General features: G+C 36.9%; 21 protein-coding genes and 2 riboswitches. Of the genes, 12 read left to right on the top strand and 9 right to left on the bottom strand.

The window, feature by feature from the left end; translation table 11 throughout:
- Nucleotides 1-87: 87 nt before the first annotated feature.
- Together TY15_RS08300 and TY15_RS08295 are read right to left on the bottom strand one after the other, a co-directional pair.
- Nucleotides 88-966: a MerR family transcriptional regulator gene (locus TY15_RS08300; RefSeq protein ID WP_052353731.1), complete on the bottom strand. Its 879-nt coding sequence runs from the start codon at nt 964-966 to the stop codon at nt 88-90.
- Between the two features lie 236 nt (nt 967-1202).
- The gene (locus TY15_RS08295; RefSeq protein ID WP_040208717.1) at nt 1203-1991 is read right to left on the bottom strand and encodes an HAD family hydrolase; all 789 of its coding nucleotides are present in this window, start codon (nt 1989-1991) and stop codon (nt 1203-1205) included.
- Nucleotides 1992-2208: 217 nt separating this feature from the next.
- On the opposite strand from TY15_RS08295, the gene TY15_RS08290 reads away from it, so the two are divergent.
- From TY15_RS08290 to TY15_RS08275, 4 genes are all read left to right on the top strand, one after another.
- Nucleotides 2209-2853, top strand: coding sequence for a VC0807 family protein (locus TY15_RS08290; protein WP_052353730.1), 645 nt, complete (start codon nt 2209-2211; stop codon nt 2851-2853).
- 34 nt (nt 2854-2887) lie between these two features.
- Complete coding sequence (locus TY15_RS08285) at nt 2888-3487, top strand: TetR/AcrR family transcriptional regulator (protein ID WP_040208718.1); 600 nt, start codon at nt 2888-2890, stop codon at nt 3485-3487.
- 73 nt (nt 3488-3560) lie between these two features.
- The gene (locus tag TY15_RS08280) at nt 3561-4076 is read left to right on the top strand and encodes a GNAT family N-acetyltransferase (RefSeq protein WP_040208720.1); all 516 of its coding nucleotides are present in this window, start codon (nt 3561-3563) and stop codon (nt 4074-4076) included.
- A 2-nt stretch (nt 4077-4078) separates the two neighbouring features.
- Nucleotides 4079-4729 carry a DUF2306 domain-containing protein gene (locus TY15_RS08275; protein WP_040208721.1) on the top strand — a complete coding sequence of 217 codons (651 nt, stop codon included), beginning with the start codon at nt 4079-4081 and terminating at the stop codon, nt 4727-4729.
- Nucleotides 4730-4788: 59 nt separating this feature from the next.
- Here TY15_RS08275 and TY15_RS08270 read toward each other — a convergent pair whose 3' ends face one another.
- Both TY15_RS08270 and TY15_RS08265 read right to left on the bottom strand, forming a co-directional pair.
- Entirely contained in the window at nt 4789-6150 is a 1362-nt protein-coding gene (locus TY15_RS08270) for a PFL family protein (RefSeq protein WP_040208722.1), read from the bottom strand.
- A gap of 17 nt (nt 6151-6167) precedes the next feature.
- Nucleotides 6168-6443: an ACT domain-containing protein gene (locus TY15_RS08265; protein ID WP_040208790.1), complete on the bottom strand. Its 276-nt coding sequence runs from the start codon at nt 6441-6443 to the stop codon at nt 6168-6170.
- 79 nt (nt 6444-6522) lie between these two features.
- A riboswitch (glycine riboswitch) is annotated at nt 6523-6601 on the bottom strand.
- A gap of 270 nt (nt 6602-6871) precedes the next feature.
- On the opposite strand from TY15_RS08265, the gene TY15_RS08260 reads away from it, so the two are divergent.
- From TY15_RS08260 to TY15_RS08250, 3 genes are all read left to right on the top strand, one after another.
- Nucleotides 6872-7219, top strand: a complete 348-nt coding sequence (locus TY15_RS08260; RefSeq protein WP_040208723.1) for a hypothetical protein — start codon at nt 6872-6874, stop codon at nt 7217-7219.
- A gap of 162 nt (nt 7220-7381) precedes the next feature.
- A complete protein-coding gene (locus TY15_RS08255) occupies nt 7382-8884 on the top strand; it encodes an aminotransferase class V-fold PLP-dependent enzyme (protein ID WP_040208724.1) in 1503 nt (500 codons plus the stop codon).
- A gap of 14 nt (nt 8885-8898) precedes the next feature.
- Nucleotides 8899-9387: a L,D-transpeptidase family protein gene (locus tag TY15_RS08250; protein WP_040208725.1), complete on the top strand. Its 489-nt coding sequence runs from the start codon at nt 8899-8901 to the stop codon at nt 9385-9387.
- Between the two features lie 149 nt (nt 9388-9536).
- Here TY15_RS08250 and TY15_RS08245 read toward each other — a convergent pair whose 3' ends face one another.
- Nucleotides 9537-10070 carry a YceI family protein gene (locus TY15_RS08245; RefSeq protein WP_040208726.1) on the bottom strand — a complete coding sequence of 178 codons (534 nt, stop codon included), beginning with the start codon at nt 10068-10070 and terminating at the stop codon, nt 9537-9539.
- A gap of 265 nt (nt 10071-10335) precedes the next feature.
- Between TY15_RS08245 and TY15_RS08240 the strand changes: the two genes are divergently transcribed.
- Complete coding sequence (locus TY15_RS08240) at nt 10336-11097, top strand: ATP-binding domain-containing protein (RefSeq protein ID WP_052353729.1); 762 nt, start codon at nt 10336-10338, stop codon at nt 11095-11097.
- Between the two features lie 59 nt (nt 11098-11156).
- On the opposite strand, the gene TY15_RS08235 is transcribed toward TY15_RS08240, so the two are convergent.
- A complete protein-coding gene (locus tag TY15_RS08235) occupies nt 11157-11291 on the bottom strand; it encodes a BA3454 family stress response protein (RefSeq protein ID WP_040208727.1) in 135 nt (44 codons plus the stop codon).
- 181 nt (nt 11292-11472) lie between these two features.
- Between TY15_RS08235 and TY15_RS08230 the strand changes: the two genes are divergently transcribed.
- Entirely contained in the window at nt 11473-11937 is a 465-nt protein-coding gene (locus TY15_RS08230; RefSeq protein ID WP_040208728.1) for a GNAT family N-acetyltransferase, read from the top strand.
- A 42-nt stretch (nt 11938-11979) separates the two neighbouring features.
- Here TY15_RS08230 and TY15_RS08225 read toward each other — a convergent pair whose 3' ends face one another.
- Complete coding sequence (locus TY15_RS08225; RefSeq protein WP_040208730.1) at nt 11980-12210, bottom strand: hypothetical protein; 231 nt, start codon at nt 12208-12210, stop codon at nt 11980-11982.
- A gap of 415 nt (nt 12211-12625) precedes the next feature.
- On the opposite strand from TY15_RS08225, the gene asnS reads away from it, so the two are divergent.
- Entirely contained in the window at nt 12626-14017 is a 1392-nt protein-coding gene (gene asnS, locus TY15_RS08220) for an asparagine--tRNA ligase (RefSeq protein ID WP_040208731.1), read from the top strand.
- Between the two features lie 72 nt (nt 14018-14089).
- Here the strand turns inward: asnS and TY15_RS24635 are convergent, their stop codons facing one another.
- Nucleotides 14090-14260, bottom strand: coding sequence for a hypothetical protein (locus TY15_RS24635; RefSeq protein WP_179301852.1), 171 nt, complete (start codon nt 14258-14260; stop codon nt 14090-14092).
- Between the two features lie 160 nt (nt 14261-14420).
- On the opposite strand from TY15_RS24635, the gene TY15_RS08215 reads away from it, so the two are divergent.
- Nucleotides 14421-14654, top strand: coding sequence for a helix-turn-helix domain-containing protein (locus TY15_RS08215; protein WP_040208732.1), 234 nt, complete (start codon nt 14421-14423; stop codon nt 14652-14654).
- 50 nt (nt 14655-14704) lie between these two features.
- On the opposite strand, the gene TY15_RS08210 is transcribed toward TY15_RS08215, so the two are convergent.
- Nucleotides 14705-16183, bottom strand: coding sequence for an amino acid permease (locus tag TY15_RS08210; RefSeq protein WP_040208733.1), 1479 nt, complete (start codon nt 16181-16183; stop codon nt 14705-14707).
- A gap of 153 nt (nt 16184-16336) precedes the next feature.
- Nucleotides 16337-16528: riboswitch (Lysine riboswitch) on the bottom strand.
- A 218-nt stretch (nt 16529-16746) separates the two neighbouring features.
- Between TY15_RS08210 and TY15_RS08205 the strand changes: the two genes are divergently transcribed.
- A complete protein-coding gene (locus TY15_RS08205) occupies nt 16747-17562 on the top strand; it encodes a YitT family protein (protein ID WP_040208734.1) in 816 nt (271 codons plus the stop codon).
- Nucleotides 17563-17921: the final 359 nt, after the last annotated feature.

The following is a 17921-nucleotide window of genomic DNA, read 5'->3' as shown; positions in this document are numbered from 1 at the left end:
ATAAGCCAAAACCATAAGTGACGATCGACCAAAGGAAACTACAAAAATTCAAGGTGCTTCAACTAACTAGACATAAAGATAGTGAAATTAACCCCAAAATTTCCACCATTTTTTTTCTTTTGCTCCTGCAACATCACGAAAGCTTGTTAGCATTTGTTGAAAAGCTAGTTCTCTTTGTGTTACTTCATGTCGGTATTGATTTCGTTCTTTGAGTAAAAATTCACGATCTCGTGAAATTGTTTCAGACAAATTGGTAATTTCATTATTGGTGGCATCAACATAATGAGATAATTCAGTTGTCGTCTCAGATAACTGCTTTGTGAGTGTGAAAATTTCCTCAGAAGTATCAATTGAAACGGTGGTTATCCTGTTTGCGAGGTGGCCAAGGGAATCTTTTGTCACCTCGGTGGCTTTTTCGAGTGTCTCAGTTAATTCTTGTATTTCAACTTTCGTGTTGGCTGTTGATTTATAAATGGAATCAGAAACGGCTTTTACCGTAAAAAGCTGCCCGTTTTTAATTTCCTTCTTTACCTCTTCCACCACTTCTTTGCGAACAACATTTCGAATTTCATCCTTTACTTCATTTAAAAATGTTTTCTTATACGTTTCCATTGCATCAAAAAATAGTTCCGTATTTTTCATTGCACTTTCTTCTAGTGGAACTGGTAACATTTCTTCTTCAGAGATGATTTCTACTGAGACATCAGCTGTAGGCTTTATTGTAGCTATTTCTTCCGGTTCCTGTCGTTTTTGCATCCTTTGTCTAATTAAGTGCTTGCTCACTTTGTTGCCAGCCATATGTTTAATTTCTAATAGTTGTTCCATTTCCAAATTAGTATAAATTCTTGCCCCTTGTTTTGTACGAGGGATGTCAAGTAAATCGGCAAAATCTCGTTCCCATTGGCGAACTGTTCCAGGTGTGACATTTATTTTTTTGGAAACTTCTTTTAAGGTATAAGTTTTCACACTAATCATTCCTCTCTATTTGTATATAGGAAATAATTTTTTCTTAGACTAGTTATTCACCATCTGGTATGTGTTTTTCCTGCCGCATGACAAAAGCTATCAAAACAAGACGTAATTTTCAAAATAACAACATATTCTTGCAATATATGTGGGCAACCACCATAAAATAAAAAAGTGCAGGCACATTTCGCTTGAAATGAGTTCCTGCACTTTTTTATATTGAATGGACTACCTAGTTAATCAACCAATCCAAGCTGCTTTAGCCCATTATAAATCCCTGAATTTGTTACTTCAGTTGTTTTATGCTTTGCGTATTGAAAAATATTAGGATGTCCGTTCCCCATGGCGAAACTTTCTCCAACCGTTTGGAGCATTTCTTTATCATTCATGCCATCCCCGAAGGCGATTGAAGTTTCTTTTTCAATACCAAGCCGTTTTAATACCATCTGAATTCCGTACCCTTTATTTACTTTGTCTCTAATGACGTCATAACAATGACGCATCCCGTCTACATTTACTTGAGATAAATGGATACTTTCCTCCTGGTTATAGGGAGCAAGATCATCTTCCTTCACATTCACTAACGTCATTCCGAGAACATCGTAATGGTTTGATGGAGAAAAAGCGACATTCTTATGTAGGTGAAACATTTCCACAAATTTCTGCATACCAGGAGAATCTAAAGATGTTAATACATTCTCCTTATTTGTGTATAGAACGACTTCATGGTGATGTTTTGCGGCAATCTCCATGAATCGTTGGACTAATTTCTTATCCATGGGCTCCTGAAAAATATCTTCGTGTTGGTATGTTGCATAGGCACCGTTATAGCCAATAAACGAGTCAATGTTTAATTTTTTGGCTAGTTCATCAATTTCATGTAGAGGTCTACCTGTCGCTAAAAAAACCTCTAACCCTTTTGCTTGAACTTGTGCAACAGCATTTTTTGTAGAATCTTCGATCGAATCATTAGGAGTTAAGATGGTGCCATCAATATCTAAAAATAAAACCTTGTATTTAGTCATCATGGTGCTCCTTCATAAAAAGATATGAATAGTTTACCACTATTCCAAGGAAGAAGTCACCCATTCTAAAAAGAAGAATGTAGGGTAAGATTCAGTTTAGCAAATAATCGCATATCTTTCTTTAGGAGGAAAAAATAGTAAAAACCATTTGACAAACCGACTGACGGTTTGTAATATAAAACTAGAACATAAGGAAAGTAAAAAGGGGAGAAGAACATTGGCAACTCAACAATCAAGAAGAAAAGTAATTCAAACCATTGTCCTAAGTCTTGTGATTAATGGGTTGATACCAGTTGTTGTATATAACTTATTGTTGGGATATTTCACAAGCATTGTATCATTGTTAATAGCCACTTTGATACCGTTAGGAGATAATCTAATTCATATAGTAAAATATAGAAAGGCTGATGCCTTTGGACTGTTTATGCTTTTTGGATTTGTATTAAGTTTACTAGCCTTCTTGTTAGGTGGCAATGAAAGGTTAATTTTGTTGCGAGAATCAATGGTTACTGGTTTGTTAGGGTTCGTTTTTATTGGTTCCTTGTTCTTTTCGAAACCGTTGATTTATCATTTTGCCATTAGATTTAGCAGCAATAATGAGTCTGAAAAAAAGGGACAATTTGAAAATAATTGGGAATTTCCCTATTTCCGATTTGTTTTACGCGTAATGACCGCCATTTGGGGTATAGCACTGGTGGGAGAAGCAGTGATAAAAAGTATACTTGTATATGAACTGTCTATATCTGCCTTTTTAGCAATATCGCAAGTAATTTTTTACAGTGTAATTGGGGCTGCCATATTATTTACCCTGTTATATCGGAGGTATGCAAAAACGCGTTTAGACAGACTTACTAAAATATAGAGATATTGAATACGGACTAAGGATGGTAGTACACATGGTAAAAACAACTTTATATCATAATCCAAGCTTTCAACATATATTAACCATTACAGAAAAAATCATTTTAGAAAAAGGGTGTCGAAACACTACATTACGAGACATTATTGAACAATCAGGACTGTCTAAGGGTGCCATTTATCACTATGTTGATAGTAAGGATGAATTATTTGGGCTTATTTTAAAGTCTAAGATTGAGGAAATGAATGACATGTTTCATGAGATGTTGAAAATGACCATAAAGGAGGGGAATCCTAATCAAAATCAATTCGAGGTTGTCAGTCAATTTTTTTTCGGGCGGCAAAATCCACATGAGGTTGGCAATCTAATTTTTCTATATTTATTAAGTCAGGACAATGAAAAGGTTAAAAAGATTCTTCATGATATTTTTAAATATAGTAAGGACACTGGAGCGCACTGGATAAAGGTGGGGCAGGAGCATTGCGTGATTCCAGCAAGCATTGATGCTGACAAAATGGCATTATTGATGATGACGTTTTCTTATGGCTTGCGAGTGACGCAAATAGTATCAACTGATGAGAATGATCAAGTCGAGGCTACAGATATATTTAAAGTAATTATGAAATCTTTGATGTAGTAACAAAATGTTTCCTCTATGTTGGGGGCACATTTTAATTAACATACCGACAGTCGGTATGGAGGAGGGCGTGATGGATATATTCCCAATCGGGCAGGAAAAAAAGAAAAAAGTTCACCGATTATATTCAGATATTACATCAGATTTGAAGAAAAAGGGGATTCATCAATGGGACTGCTTTTATCCTAATAGATTTGTGATTAATTCAGATATCAAGTTGGGGCATCTTTTCGGCATCCTTATAGATAATCAAGTTATCGGTGTGATTGTGCTGGATACGAATGAAAACAAACAGTTTCAGAGCCTCAAATGGATGGATGAAAGGGGGAGGCCGTTAATGATCCATCGATTAGGGATTCATCCTTTGTATCAAGGGAGAGGATATGGAAAAAAATTACTCGGATTTGCTGGCGAATACGCTATTTCGAATGGATTTTCCAGTATGCGGCTTGATGTATTTTCTGGGAACAAGGGGGCCTTAAAGATGTACGAACACGCTGGATTCCAAGAGAGAGGGGAGATTTGCTATCCTTTCCGTTCGGCACCATATATATGCTTTGAGAAAATAGTTACGAGGAGTGAAAGCTAATTATGAAAGAAAAAAGAAATAATGCTTCAATTAGTTGGATGTATTTTACGATTGTTGTATTTACAGTCTATATTTTTGTGATGTTCTTATTAAATGGTGTCGAACATGCGCCAATGGTAAAAGGAAAAATGGAAAATCCTGATTTTTCAGTAGGGACTTGGAAATGGTTTTTTTATTCACATATTTTATTAGGAACGATCTCATTAGTGATTGGTCCATTTCAACTGACTAAGATTAGCCAAAGAAGTCCGAAGCTTCATAAAAGAATGGGGAAAATATATGTGTTAGCAATTTTTCTAAATCTATTCATGGTGCCATACCTTGCAATCTCAGCTACAGGAGGCCTATCATCAACCATCGCCTTCCTTGTATTAAATGCCTTGTGGCTTTGGACTACAGCCATTGGTGTTATTCGTGCAATGCAGCGAAAAATAGCTGAACACAAACTTTGGATTCTTCGAAGTTATGCGATTACGTGGGTGTTTGTGACCTTTCGAATTGTTGTAATCCCTTTTTCGTTGATCATGGACAGTTCCATTGCATTTCCGCTCGCCGTATATCTGTCTATTATTGTTAACCTTTTGTTTGTTGAATGGAGGAAGCAAAAAAATAACAAGCATCGTCCATATCGAAAGATAACAACTTCACCGTAGTAAAAGCCGTGCGAAATATACACAGCTTTTACAGGTTGAGGATGTCAATTTAATTTAATTTAATTGATTAGTGCTTGTAATGGGGCGGGAATTCTTCCGCCTCGGTCGATGAGTTTTTGAGAACTAAAGGGGTTCACTCCCATAACTGGGGCACGTCCAAGCAACCCGCCAAATTCAACCATTTCACCTTCATTTTTACCTGGAACAGGAATAACACGGACTGCAGTGGTTTTCTTATTGATCATGCCAATTGCTGCCTCGTCGGCGATTATCGCAGATAGGGTTGCAGGCGTGACATTACCAGTGATTGCGATCATATCGAGGCCCACGGAGCATACGCATGTCATCGCCTCAAGCTTTGATAATGTAAGGGATCCTTCAATAATGCCTCTTATCATCCCATTATCTTCACTAACAGGAATAAAAGCACCACTTAATCCACCAACATATGAGCTAGCCATAGCTCCCCCTTTTTTTACCGCATCATTCATGAGTGCCAAAGCAGCAATGGTACCATGCGTTCCCACTCGTTCCAGCCCGATTTCCTCGAGTATTTCCGCAACACTGTCATTTACGGCATTCGTTGGAGCAAGCGATAAATCCATTATGCCAAACGGGATCCCAAGACGTTTAGCTACTACTCTGCCAATTAATTCTCCTGCTCGGGTAATTTTGAAGGCGGTCTTTTTAATAATGTCAGAAACTTCTCCGAGATCTGCACTTGGATGACGCCTTAATGCGTTTAAGACAACTCCAGGTCCACTAACTCCGACATTTAGTACAACTTCTCCTTCACCGGAGCCATGAAAGGCACCCGCCATAAAGGGATTGTCTTCAACAGGGTTACAAAATACAACCAGTTTAGCACATGCAATGCCATTATGATCTTTTGTTAACTCAGCTGCTTCTTTTATGATGAACCCCATTTGCTGAACTGCATCCATATTAATTCCAGTCCGAGTAGTAGCAACAGAGACAGATGCACAAACCCGTTCGGTTTCGCTCAAAGCGCGCGGTAATGACTTTAATAAGGTTTCATCTCCTATAGAGGCTCCTTTATGGACGAGAGCCGAAAACCCGCCAATAAAATCAACTCCCAGTTGCTTAGCCGCTTTATCAAGAGTTTTTGCTAGTTCAATTGCTTGTTCCACTGTTGCATTTCCAAGTATTTCTGCAATAGGGGTGATGGAAATCCGTTTATTGATGATAGGCACCCCGAATTCTTTCTCCGTTATCTCCGCCACACTCTTTAAATTCCCCGCATACGTAATAATTTTCTCATAAACTCGTTTATTCATCTTATAAAAATCTGAATCTGCACAATCTTGGAGGCTGATTCCCATCGTAACCGTACGAATATCTAGATTTTCCATTTGGACCATTCGGATGGTTTGAATAATTTCATCCATAGCAATTGACATATGTATCGCTCCTAAGTTTAAATTCTGTGCATCGCTTGAAAGATATCTTCTAACTGTATATTGATTTTCAAATCCATTTCTTCGCCGACCAGCTCTAATTCATCCCGTAATTTATTCAAATGATCTATTACAGAAATATCAATAATCATCATCATGGTAAAAAAATCTTGTAAAATTGTTTGGTTGATATCAAGAATATTCATATTGTTTTCAGCTAATACTGCGGTGACCCGAGAAATTATGCCAACTTTGTCCTTGCCTATCACACTAACCACTGCACGTCTTTTTTCCATTTCTTTCACCTCATTTAATAAAATAAAAAAAGATTGGAATAACTCCAATCTCATAGGTAAGAAAAGTGTGCAGTATGCACAACATTCTCCTGTCCTTTTGCCTGAGATTGTGAATCCTTCGGCGCCGCTCTTTAGACGGTCTCTCCAGAAGCTGCTCCCGTTATAGTTTGACCCATAACGATCATTGCTTGCTATATTGAATTAAACAAATGTTATCAATTAAAAAGTGCTTCGTCAATAAAAATATAAAAATTCAGATAAATATGGAGGGAAAATAACACATTCTCCATATTTGTATAAACATGAATGAATTATGATCGGTCAAAATGATTTGATACCACTTTGTAAACTAGTGGAAACCTGAGTGTAATCAGGCACCGTTATAATAGTGTAAATATTAGTAAGATTTCTTTTAGGACGGTGTATATATGGAAGAGACCATCGCAAAGTCGTATTTACAAAAATCACTTGATGAATGGAAGGATGATATTTCGCTGGTATTAGCTGAAATTGCAAATGAATATGATGAGGTAGCGCAAGAATTAAAAGTGTATTCTTACAAATATGGGATTACCAAGCAAGTGATCCAATCAACCGTGAACGAAGAGATCATTGAAAAAATACGTGAAATGTACCATAAACCATTTGAAGAAAGCTATAACCAACTTAAAGAGTACATAAAGGACCTTGAGGAAAAAAGAAGAGTGTTTCAAATGTTTATTCAAAAGATCGATGAAGTGACAAAAAAAGAGACTGCTAAAATTACAACTTATTAGTTCATTTTACCCCCAATTCGTAAATCGATGGGGGATTTTTTATGAAGAAGAAAATAGGAGTGGAAAATCACGTATAGCTATTTCTTTTGGCATGGCGGGCAAACGGCATGAAAGGTCCCTGCATATATTGAATAACAGAACTAAATGTAAGGTGTGAAACAAATGATAATCGCAAAGATAGGAAATAAAACCTTCCGAATCCCGGAAAACCTCGAAGATTATTTTCAAACGTTTCGCTCACAGGTGATTGGAATAGACCAAGAATTTGCTTCTCCTTATGGAAAAAAGAAAATTATTTATGCGGACTGGACGGCAAGTGGACGGTTATACAAGCCAATCGAACAAAAAATTTCTGACGTTTTCGGCCCCTATATGGCAAATACACATACGGAATCAAATATTACTAGTTTAATGATGACCGGAATCTATAAACAATCTAAACAAATCATAAAGGATCATGTTCATGCCGATCCACATGACGCTATCATCTTGGATGGATTTGGGATGACATCTGTCATTAATAAATTCCAACGACTATTGGGTCTAAGAGTCCCTGATCAGTTTAAAAATCGATTACTTAGTCCTGAGGAAGAAAGACCAATCGTATTTATTACCCATATGGAGCATCATTCGAATCAAACCTCTTGGCTGGAAACATTGGCCGATGTGAAAATAGTAGATCCCAATCCAAATGGGGGAGTGAATGTTAATCACTTAGAGGAACTTTTACAACGATACAAAAAGCGCCCTTTAAAAATAGGATCGTTTACGGCATGTTCGAATGTAACCGGGATTGTGACGCCCTATTATCAACTAGCAAAAATGATGCACCAATATGGAGGAATTTGTTGTGTGGATTTTGCTGCAGCTGCTCCATACGAAACCATCGATATGCATCCAGAAGATCCCCTTGAGAAATTAGATGCTATCTTTTTCTCGCCACATAAATTTTTAGGGGGACCAGGTACAAGCGGGGTTCTCATCTTTGATTCGAGATTGTATAACAACCAAGTTCCTGATCATCCAGGTGGTGGGACAGTAACGTGGACTAATCCTTGGGGTGACCACCAGTATTATAAGGAGATTGAGCTGAGGGAAGATGGAGGGACGCCAGGTATTCTACAAGCGATTCGGACGGCCTTATGTTTGAATTTGAAAGATCAAATGGGTGTTGAACATATTTTAAATAGAGAGAAGGAGCAACTTAAACTGTTATTTTCAGGATTAAAAAATATTCGAGGTCTTCATATATTAGATGGAAATATCAATCGGAGGATTGGAATTGTATCCTTTTATATTGAAGACATTCATTACAATTTAATCGTCCGCTTACTTAATGATCGATATGGAATACAAGTGAGGGGGGGCTGTTCTTGTGCGGGGACATATGGACATTATCTTTATCAAATTGATCAAAACGACTCTATGCAAATTATGAATAAAATAAATGAAGGAGATCAGTCATTAAAACCAGGTTGGGTAAGGTTTTCGTTGCATCCAGTAATGACAGATGAAGAAATTATTTCCTTTGTAAATGCCCTACAAGAAATTACTCAGAATATCAAGGAATGGAAAAAGGAATATAAATATGATGTTGCTAGTAATGATTACTTTTATCTCACGCATATTCGCGAAGATCTTTCGCCATTATTTCGATTTGAATGAAAGGGGGGAGGAGCATGCTTCATATTGTCAAAAGAGGAGAAACGCTAAGTATTATTGCTGCTAATTATCGAATTAGCCTGCAACGCCTTTATGCAGCCAATCCTGGGGTGGGTCAATTACAAGTGGGGCAAAAAATTGAAATTCCTAGCCTGCCAGAACCTGACACGATCCCCTATACTATTCAAGTATCGGTTGGAAAAAGAAGACTGTCCTTATATCAGAACGGAAAGTTAGTGAAAATTTATCCAATTGCTGTTGGGAAAATGCTAACGAATACTCCAGTTGGTGAATTCGTAATTGTGAATCGCCAGTATAATCCTGGAGGTCCATTTGGTGTTTTGTGGCTGTCGCTATCAAAACAAGGATATGGGATACATGGAACGAATGATCCTAGTTCAATTGGTAAGGCAGTTTCCCATGGTTGTATTCGCATGTATAATCGAGATGTGCTGCAGCTTGCGGAGAGAGTACCTAATGGCACCAGAGTAATCATCCATCCTTAAGAAATGAGAAAAGGTTCTCCCAATTGAGGAGAGCCTTTTTTAGAAGATTAGTATGAATTTTGATTTGAAAATTGTCCAGCTCCAGGCGCCATTGTCTCGAGGACACAAGCCTTTAAACGGACTCCTTCCGTTTTACTTGTGAATAGTGATTATTCTACTTTTGCTGCTTGAATTTGTAGGTTAATTTTAACTTTGTCTCCAACTAATACGCCACCTGTTTCAAGGGCAGCATTCCACACTAAACCATAATCAGAACGGTTCAATGTACCTTGGGCACTAAATCCAACTTTTTCATTTCCCCATGGATCTTTTCCTTGGCCCTCAAAGGTTACTGCGAATGTTTCCTGTTTTGTGATACCACGAAGTGTTAAAGCGCCAGTCACGTCATATTCACCTACGTCTGTTTTGTTAATCTTGGTTGCCTTAAAAGTCATATTTGGATGATTTTCTACATCAAAGAAATCTCCTGATATAAGGTGTGCATCGCGATCCTTACTGCGTGTGTCTACACTTGCGGTTTCAACTGAAAATTCGATATTTGCCGATGTTAAATCTGTTGGATCTGCATCAATCGTAGCGGAAAAGCTGTTAAATGTACCTTTTACATTTGCAATCATCATGTGACGAACCGAAAAATCTACACTGCTGTGTGCGGGATCTAAAGCCCATTTTGTCTTTGTCATTTGTATTTCTCCTCCACTTGTTCTAAAATAATTTATCTTGATTTAAAAATAACTTAATTCAAGATAAATTATAAATTGCTGACAACTATACTGTCAATTCTTTTATTAATTTTTATGATAAATTTTTCTAATACTAGTGAAATGTAGCAACAGTATTACCTGAACTTATCTACAATTATTTACGAATAGTGAGGAGAAAAGTGAAAGTCTTCCCCCTCAGTGGGCGTCAATTTGCAGATTAACTGTGGAGGGCTTTAACAACAAGGTGATTCCTTATGAGGATGTGACTCCATATGTTTACCTCCAAGACATCATTAAAGGTCGGAAGTCGAATACAGGAATCCGTCATATCTTCATTGATGAAGCACAAGATTATTCACCATTTCAATTTGCCTTTATCCAACGACTTTTCCCTTACAGTAAAAAGACGTTACTAGGCGATTTCAATCAAGCAATCTTTTCTGGTGTTACAGGATCGGCGACAGTTTTAACCGATCTGAACATTAGCAGTAATGACATTGAGAGGTTTGTTTTAACCAAAACATATCGATCGACGAGGGAAATTGTCGAATTCACAAGCGGTTTGATTGTTTGTGGTGAAAAAATAGAACCGTTTAACCGAACTGGTAATAAGCCAGTGGTCGAACGAGTGGAACAGAACAAATTGAATAAGGCTATTATTGAAAAAACTAATAATGGTTATCAAACGATCGCGGTAATTGGCAGAAATGCTGAAGAAAGTAAAAAAGTTTTTGATGATAGTAAAAATAAAGTGACACTTCATTTAATTGAAAAGGGAACTATTTCTTATGAAAAGGGTAATCTGGTAATCCCTTCCTATCTTGCTAAAGGGATAGAATTTGATGCTGTTATCGTTTATGATTGTTCTCAATATAAAAGTGAAGAAGAACGGAAATTGTTCTATACGGTTTGTACACGAGCAATGCATGAATTGTATATGTTTACAACCGATGGAATTAGTCCACTCATGGCAAACGTACCAAAGGCTACCTTTCAATATCTCTAAGAGAAAAAAGCTGTAAGGGTCTTTTTTAAATCCTTACAGCTTTTCCAATATCAACATCATTATTTTTTCCATTGTTTTTGTACTTGTTCGAAGGCAAGTCGTAATATTTCATCATTTGTCGTTTCTCGATGAGTAATGACATTGGTTAAATAGCTTTTACCTTCGAAAGTTATTGTTACTTCTACTTGTACCATAATAAATCACCTTTCTTTCCGTTTTATAAGTTTTCTTGTATAATGTGTTCCCAAAACGAAACACAACGTTTCAACGTATGTGGTTACTTCGACTTGTATGACAATAATTGTTCGACTAATGTTTTTGGAGATAACTTGTTTGATATAATAGTTTCAAAAAATATGTTCAGGGAGAATACTGATGTCAATTTATTTTGAAGAGATAAAGAAAGAAACATTATATATTGTTCAAGAAGTGATGAATTCGAATCCAGATTATAATGTGTTTGAAAATGGATGTGAGGCTAGAACACTTACTGAAATAGAAGAATTTTTGAACCATGATACAATTAGTGCATTTATCAAGGTTGACGATACATATATCGGAGTCATTAATTACAAGATAGAAAATCCGAAAGATCATTTTCCGTGGCTTGGGTTGTTAATCCTTCATGGTGATTATCAAGGCTATGGTTATGGATTACATGCATTTGAACTCTATGAAAATGAAATGCGTAAACGAGGCTTGGAAAGTATCAGAATTGGCGTATTGAAGGAAAATGCAAGGGCAATTCGCTTCTTTGAATCGTTAGGATTTGTTTATTATATATCATCAACCTCTCGAAATGGAAGTGGAATTTTATGTTATCAAAAACAAATAAGCTAAGTAGTACTTTCCAATGGGTCAAAAAAACTTCCCAAAGGAAGCTTAAACTTCAATTACCATGAATTTTTCAGCGAAAAGTTGCACTTGATTTTTATCAATTTTGTTTTTCTTCAATAAGGACTCGGCAATGATTAATTGAGTCTTAAGAGTACCATTTCTTTTTAGATCTCGAATTGAAACATCGCCATTCAGTAATTGAATGGCTATTTCTTTGATGTCTTGATCCTTAGATGTCTGATATAGAAGATAGGCAATACATGTAACCTTGTCCATAAAGTAACCTCCCATCAAGAATCGATTATCTTCTAATTAATTTCGACTAGAATCTATTGAATTCCTGTTAATATTCTGAAAATTTTATAAAAATTGCGAACATGCTCAATTTAACCGTCTAAATTTGCTGATGAAGGAACTAAGCGCTGATGAAATTGTATTGAATAAAATGAATCTACAAAAAACGAAAATAAAATTCCTTTACAAATCGGAAAATTTGTTGAAAATTGCTTATTTAATGTGGTATTTTATATAATATTGAAGGGATAAAAGAAAAACGATGATAGTCTTAGGAATTTTACCTTTCGTCCCAATGGGGATGGGAGGTTTTTTATTTTATCCTCCCTAATGGGAATGAAAAAATCCAACTGGCTATTAAGAAAACCATATACATATTTTTTAGGAGGAAAATAAATTGAAACAGGTCTTAATTAAGGATTTGTACCGAAATACAAATGATTTTATTGATCAAAAGGTTCAATTATCAGGCTGGATTCGTACGATCCGCGATTCTAAAACGTTTGGATTCATTGAATTAAATGATGGAAGCTTTTTTAAAGGGGTTCAAATTGTATTTGATGAGCAATTGAATAACTTTAAGGATATTTCGAAGCTCCCTATTAGTTCTTCTATTAAGATAGAAGGGGACTTCATTCATACTCCTCAAGCGAAACAACCGTTTGAAATTAAGGCAACGGAAATTGTGATTGAAGGTACATCAAATGTTGATTATCCTTTGCAAAAGAAAAAGCACTCCTTCGAATACTTAAGAACCATTGCACATTTACGGCCAAGAACTAATACCTTCTCAGCTGTTTTCCGGGTGAGATCATTAGCTTCTTATGCGATTCATAAGTTTTTCCAAGATAAAGGCTTTGTATATGTACATTCCCCAATTATCACTGGTAGTGATACAGAGGGTGCAGGAGAGATGTTCCGTGTAACCACGTTAGATATGGACAATCTTCCGAAAAATGATGAAGGGAAAGCGGATGTAAGTAAGGATTTCTTTAACAAAGAAACAAATCTTACTGTCAGTGGACAGCTTTCTGCAGAGGCATTTGCCCTTGCATTTCGAAATGTCTATACATTTGGTCCTACCTTTAGAGCAGAAAATTCTAATACGGCAAGACATGCTGCTGAATTTTGGATGATCGAGCCTGAGCTTGCTTTTGCTGAGCTACCGGATATTATGGATTTAGCGGAAGAAATGGTGAAATATGTGATTGGATATGTTTTGGAACAAGCACCAGAGGAAATGAGCTTCTTTAATAGCTTTATTGAAAAGGGATTATTAGAGCGTTTAAATAGCGCCTATACCGCTAACTTTGGACGAGTAACATATACTGAAGCAATTAATTTATTGAAGGAGTCGGGTGAAACCTTCGCCTATCCTGTGGAATGGGGACTTGATTTACAAACAGAGCATGAACGCTATTTATGTGAAAAGGTCTTTAAACGTCCGGTATTTGTAACTGACTATCCAAAAGAAATTAAGGCCTTCTACATGCGTTTAAATGAGGACGATAAAACAGTTGCGGCAACTGATTTACTTGTCCCTGGAATTGGAGAATTGATTGGCGGAAGTCAACGTGAAGAACGGGAAGAAATCCTTGCTGGTAAGATTAATGAATTAGGTATGACTGAGGAAGATTATTGGTGGTACCTTGAATTAAGAAAATACGGCGGAACGAAGCATTCAGGCTATGGTCTAGGTTTCGAACGATTAATCATGTACTTAACAGGCATGTCTAATATTAGGGACGTCATTCCATTCCCACGTACAACAGGGAATGCCGAATTCTAAAGAGAAAAGAAGACCAATTCACGTGAGATTGGTCTTCTTTTTTTAGATTGAATTTTTCAGTTTAGTTTTTTATTAATCCTGTAGTTCTTCCTCGAAAAAGAAGGTACCTGGGTGCTCTTTAACGATATAAGAATATCTTTTCATATTTTTAACATACTGCCATTTTAAAATGGTAACAGCTTCACCAGTTTCCTTAATATTAACCGTTTGACCATTAGCGTATCGGTTATTTGCGTTTTTCATACTAAACACCCCTTTTACTATTCCTACTTAAGTATACCACAAAATGTAGGATGCTTATTTATAACTCAATAGGATCTGTTCATGCAATTGGAAAAAGGATCTCGTTCACCTTTCCATTATAATGTAATTATGGTATGCTTTACAAAAGCGAGGTGTCATTTTGGCCAATTATAAAGCAAGAAAAAGTAACCTCAAGAGTTTATTGACAAAAAACGGTATGGATATCGATAGCTTAGAAAGGAATACAAATATTCCTAAGAGTCAACTCAACGACTACATGTCAAAAAAAGTAATGAGTTTAAATTCGGCGATGACCATTTCTAAAGAACTGAATTGTCGGATTGAAGATTTATATGTTTGGGGATCCGATGAATCGGTGAAAATTGTTCCATAAGAGAAATGAAAAAGGACAGACTCTAGATAAAAGAGTCTGTCCTTTTTACATTATTCATTTGTTAAATCACATTTCTCTAAAGGAATCACCTTTGTCTTTTTGGTGAACTTATATCCAAGCCATAAAACAAGGAATAATGGCAATCCAATATAGGAAACTAACACTCCGTTCCAGTCGATATGATCGCCAATAAAGGCAGAATAATTTTGACCTAAAACAACAAAACCACATACGGCAAAGGCGAATATCGGACCAAATGGATAGAATTTCGCTTTAAACGGTAACTTGTTAAGATCTTTGCCTTGGACGATATAAGCTTTCCGGAAACGATAGTGACAAATGGCAATACCAAGCCACGCGATAAATCCAGACATTCCTGATGCATTTAAGAGCCATACATAAACGGTACCATCTCCAAAGAATGAGGCAAGGAAGGCAAGTGTCCCAACTAAAGTAGTAGCGATTAAGGCATTAACCGGTACGCCATTTTTATTAAGCTTTCCAAGGAACTTTGGAGCTTTTCCTTGTCTTGCCAAATCCCAGAGCATTCTTGTCGATGCATACATTCCTGAGTTTCCAGCAGATAATACAGCTGTTAAGATTACGGCATTCATGACAGAAGCAGCAAACGCAATTCCAGCCTTTTGAAAAACAAGTGTGAAGGGGCTGACAGAAATGTCCCCATTGGCTAAATTTTCATTGGTATAAGGAATGAGTAAGCCGATGACCAGAATAGCTAAAACATAAAATAAAAGAATCCGCCAAAATACTGATTTTACAGCACGAGGAATTGACTTTTTGGGATCATCGGTTTCACCTGCTGCAACGCCCAATAACTCTGTTCCTTGGAAAGAAAACCCTGCTGCCATGAAGATTCCGAGCATGGACATAAAACCACCATGGAAAGGAGCATCACCAATCGTGAAATTAGTAAATCCAATACTGTGATCCCCCATAATTCCAAAAATCATTAATGTACCTGTAATAATAAAAATAATAACTGTTACGACTTTAATAAGGGAAAACCAATATTCAGCCTCACCAAATCCTTTTACTGAAAGATAATTTAACAAAAACATAATCACTAAAAAGATACTACTCCATATGAAGGAAGGGGTATCGGGAAACCAAAACTTCATAATCATCGTTACGGCAGCTAATTCTGCCGCAATTGTAATTGCCCAGTTATACCAGTAATTCCAGCCTAATGCGAATCCAAGTGAAGGATCAACAAATTTAGTCGCATACGTACTAAAACTTCCAGCAACGGGCATATAAGCGCCCATCTCCGCTAGACTTTGCATTAAAAAGTAAACCATTACTCCAATGACGAGGTAGGAAAGAATGGCACCACCTGGACCAGCAGAATGGATGGCTCCGCCACTTGCAAGGAATAGTCCAGTTCCGATTGTACCACCTAGTGAAATCATGGTGAGGTGTCGTGATTTTAAACTTCGTTTCAGTTCGGTCCGATCCTCATTGGATGTATATTCTTGTTGTTCTAAAGGTCTTGCTGTTTGAGATTGCATAATAAGACTCCTTTTTTTATTTTTCTAGACATCCGATTCTATCTATCATTGTCTAGTTGCAGCGTTAGGGCCGCTTTTCGAGAAGGAGGTTGGAATACAAAAATGCCATCGAAGTAGAATCGATGGCATTATCAATACCCCGCATCATACCTTCCGAAAGATAGCTCAACACGAAATGACTGGTAGGGTCAAGACGTGACAGTTCTGCTCCTATTCGGAGACAGCCCCAGCACACTTTTGCAGAGAAGAAAGCGTACTTCGGCGGTTTTTCCTTCCAAACGGAGTCAATGATGTCTCTGCATCTCATCCGCCTTACTAATAAAAACCGCGACCTCTACCTCATCGGTTTGATGAGGATTTAAACTATGAAGTTAATATACTACTAAAGTATAATTATTATCGTAGAATTGTCAATATCTTATATAAAATAATGATAGATTATCAATTTCAACACAATTGACTGATAATTTATTCTATTGGCAAAAAACTATCTAGTTTACTTTAATAATGAGAATCAGTAATATTTTTAAATAGTGAATATGCGGTGTTAGGAGGATGTTGCCGTGCAGATTATTGGAATAATTATTGGCTCTCTCATTGTGGTAGTGGCATTTAACCTTTTCTTGATCCCCCACGAAGTGTTAAGCAGTGGTTTAAGTGGGATTTCAATGCTATTAGGGATGATTACCCCGCTTAATACAGGTTTGGCAAACTTCCTATTGAATTTTCCGTTAATGATTATTGGCTACAAGATGCTGGGGAAAAAATTCATCATGAATTCTATCTTTTCAGTCGTTATCGTTTCAATTGGACTTTATCTGTTCCCCGTTGTTATGATTGCCCATGATACTATTCTTTCGTCGATTTTTGGTGGGGCGCTAACAGGTCTTGGGGTTGGAATTGTGTTCAGGTCATCGGGATCTACAGGAGGGTTTGATATCATTGGCATGATTGTCTCGCGAAAAAAAGACTTTCCCATTGGGGTGTTGCTTTCGGGAATGAATGCAGTCGTCATTGTCATTAGTGGATTTCTTTTTAATTGGGATTCAGCACTAAATACTTTGGTATCCATCTATGTAACCGGTAAGGTAGTTGATACAATCTATACAGATCATGCGAAACTAACGTTAATGATTATTACGGCTAAAGGTGAAAAAATGAGGGAACACTTACTCACCAATTTGTATAGAGGACTGACAATTATGGATGGAGTAGGCGGTTATTCCAATGACAAACGGAATGTTCTCATTACGGTAATTTCTCGTTATGAATTAAATGAGGTAAAAAATCTTATCAGTGAGGTGGATTCAACTGCTTTTGTGAATATCACAGAAACGATTGAAGTAATGGGGCTGTTTCATCGTCCACCACCATCTTAACAGGAAAGGCATGCACTTATTTCAAGTGTATGCCTTTTTGTTTTTATAAGAATTTATAAGTTTTGACTTAGAGAAATGTCCAGCTCAAGAAGCCATCGGCTCGAGGTCACAAGCGGGTCCGTCGAGAAGCATGAAATCGCGGTACCTGGCCTCGCTCTTATCGGTTTTGAGATCCGATTAAGCACCCAATCTGATAAATAGACGGAAAAATTCCGCCTATTGACTCGAAAAACGTGAAAATGGTGGGATTTTTTTGCATAAGCGGAAAAACTTCGCTTATTTACCCCCGAAACGGGCCCCATTCTGTATCTAACCGGAAAAACTCCGCTTATTACTTTCGTTGGTTACTCAATGGATGT

Source organism: Neobacillus jeddahensis (assembly GCF_000612625.1).
GTDB lineage: Bacteria > Bacillota > Bacilli > Bacillales > Cytobacillaceae > Neobacillus > Neobacillus jeddahensis.
Note: the sequence above shows the minus strand (reverse complement) of the source record. Positions and strands in the feature narration are given on the sequence as shown.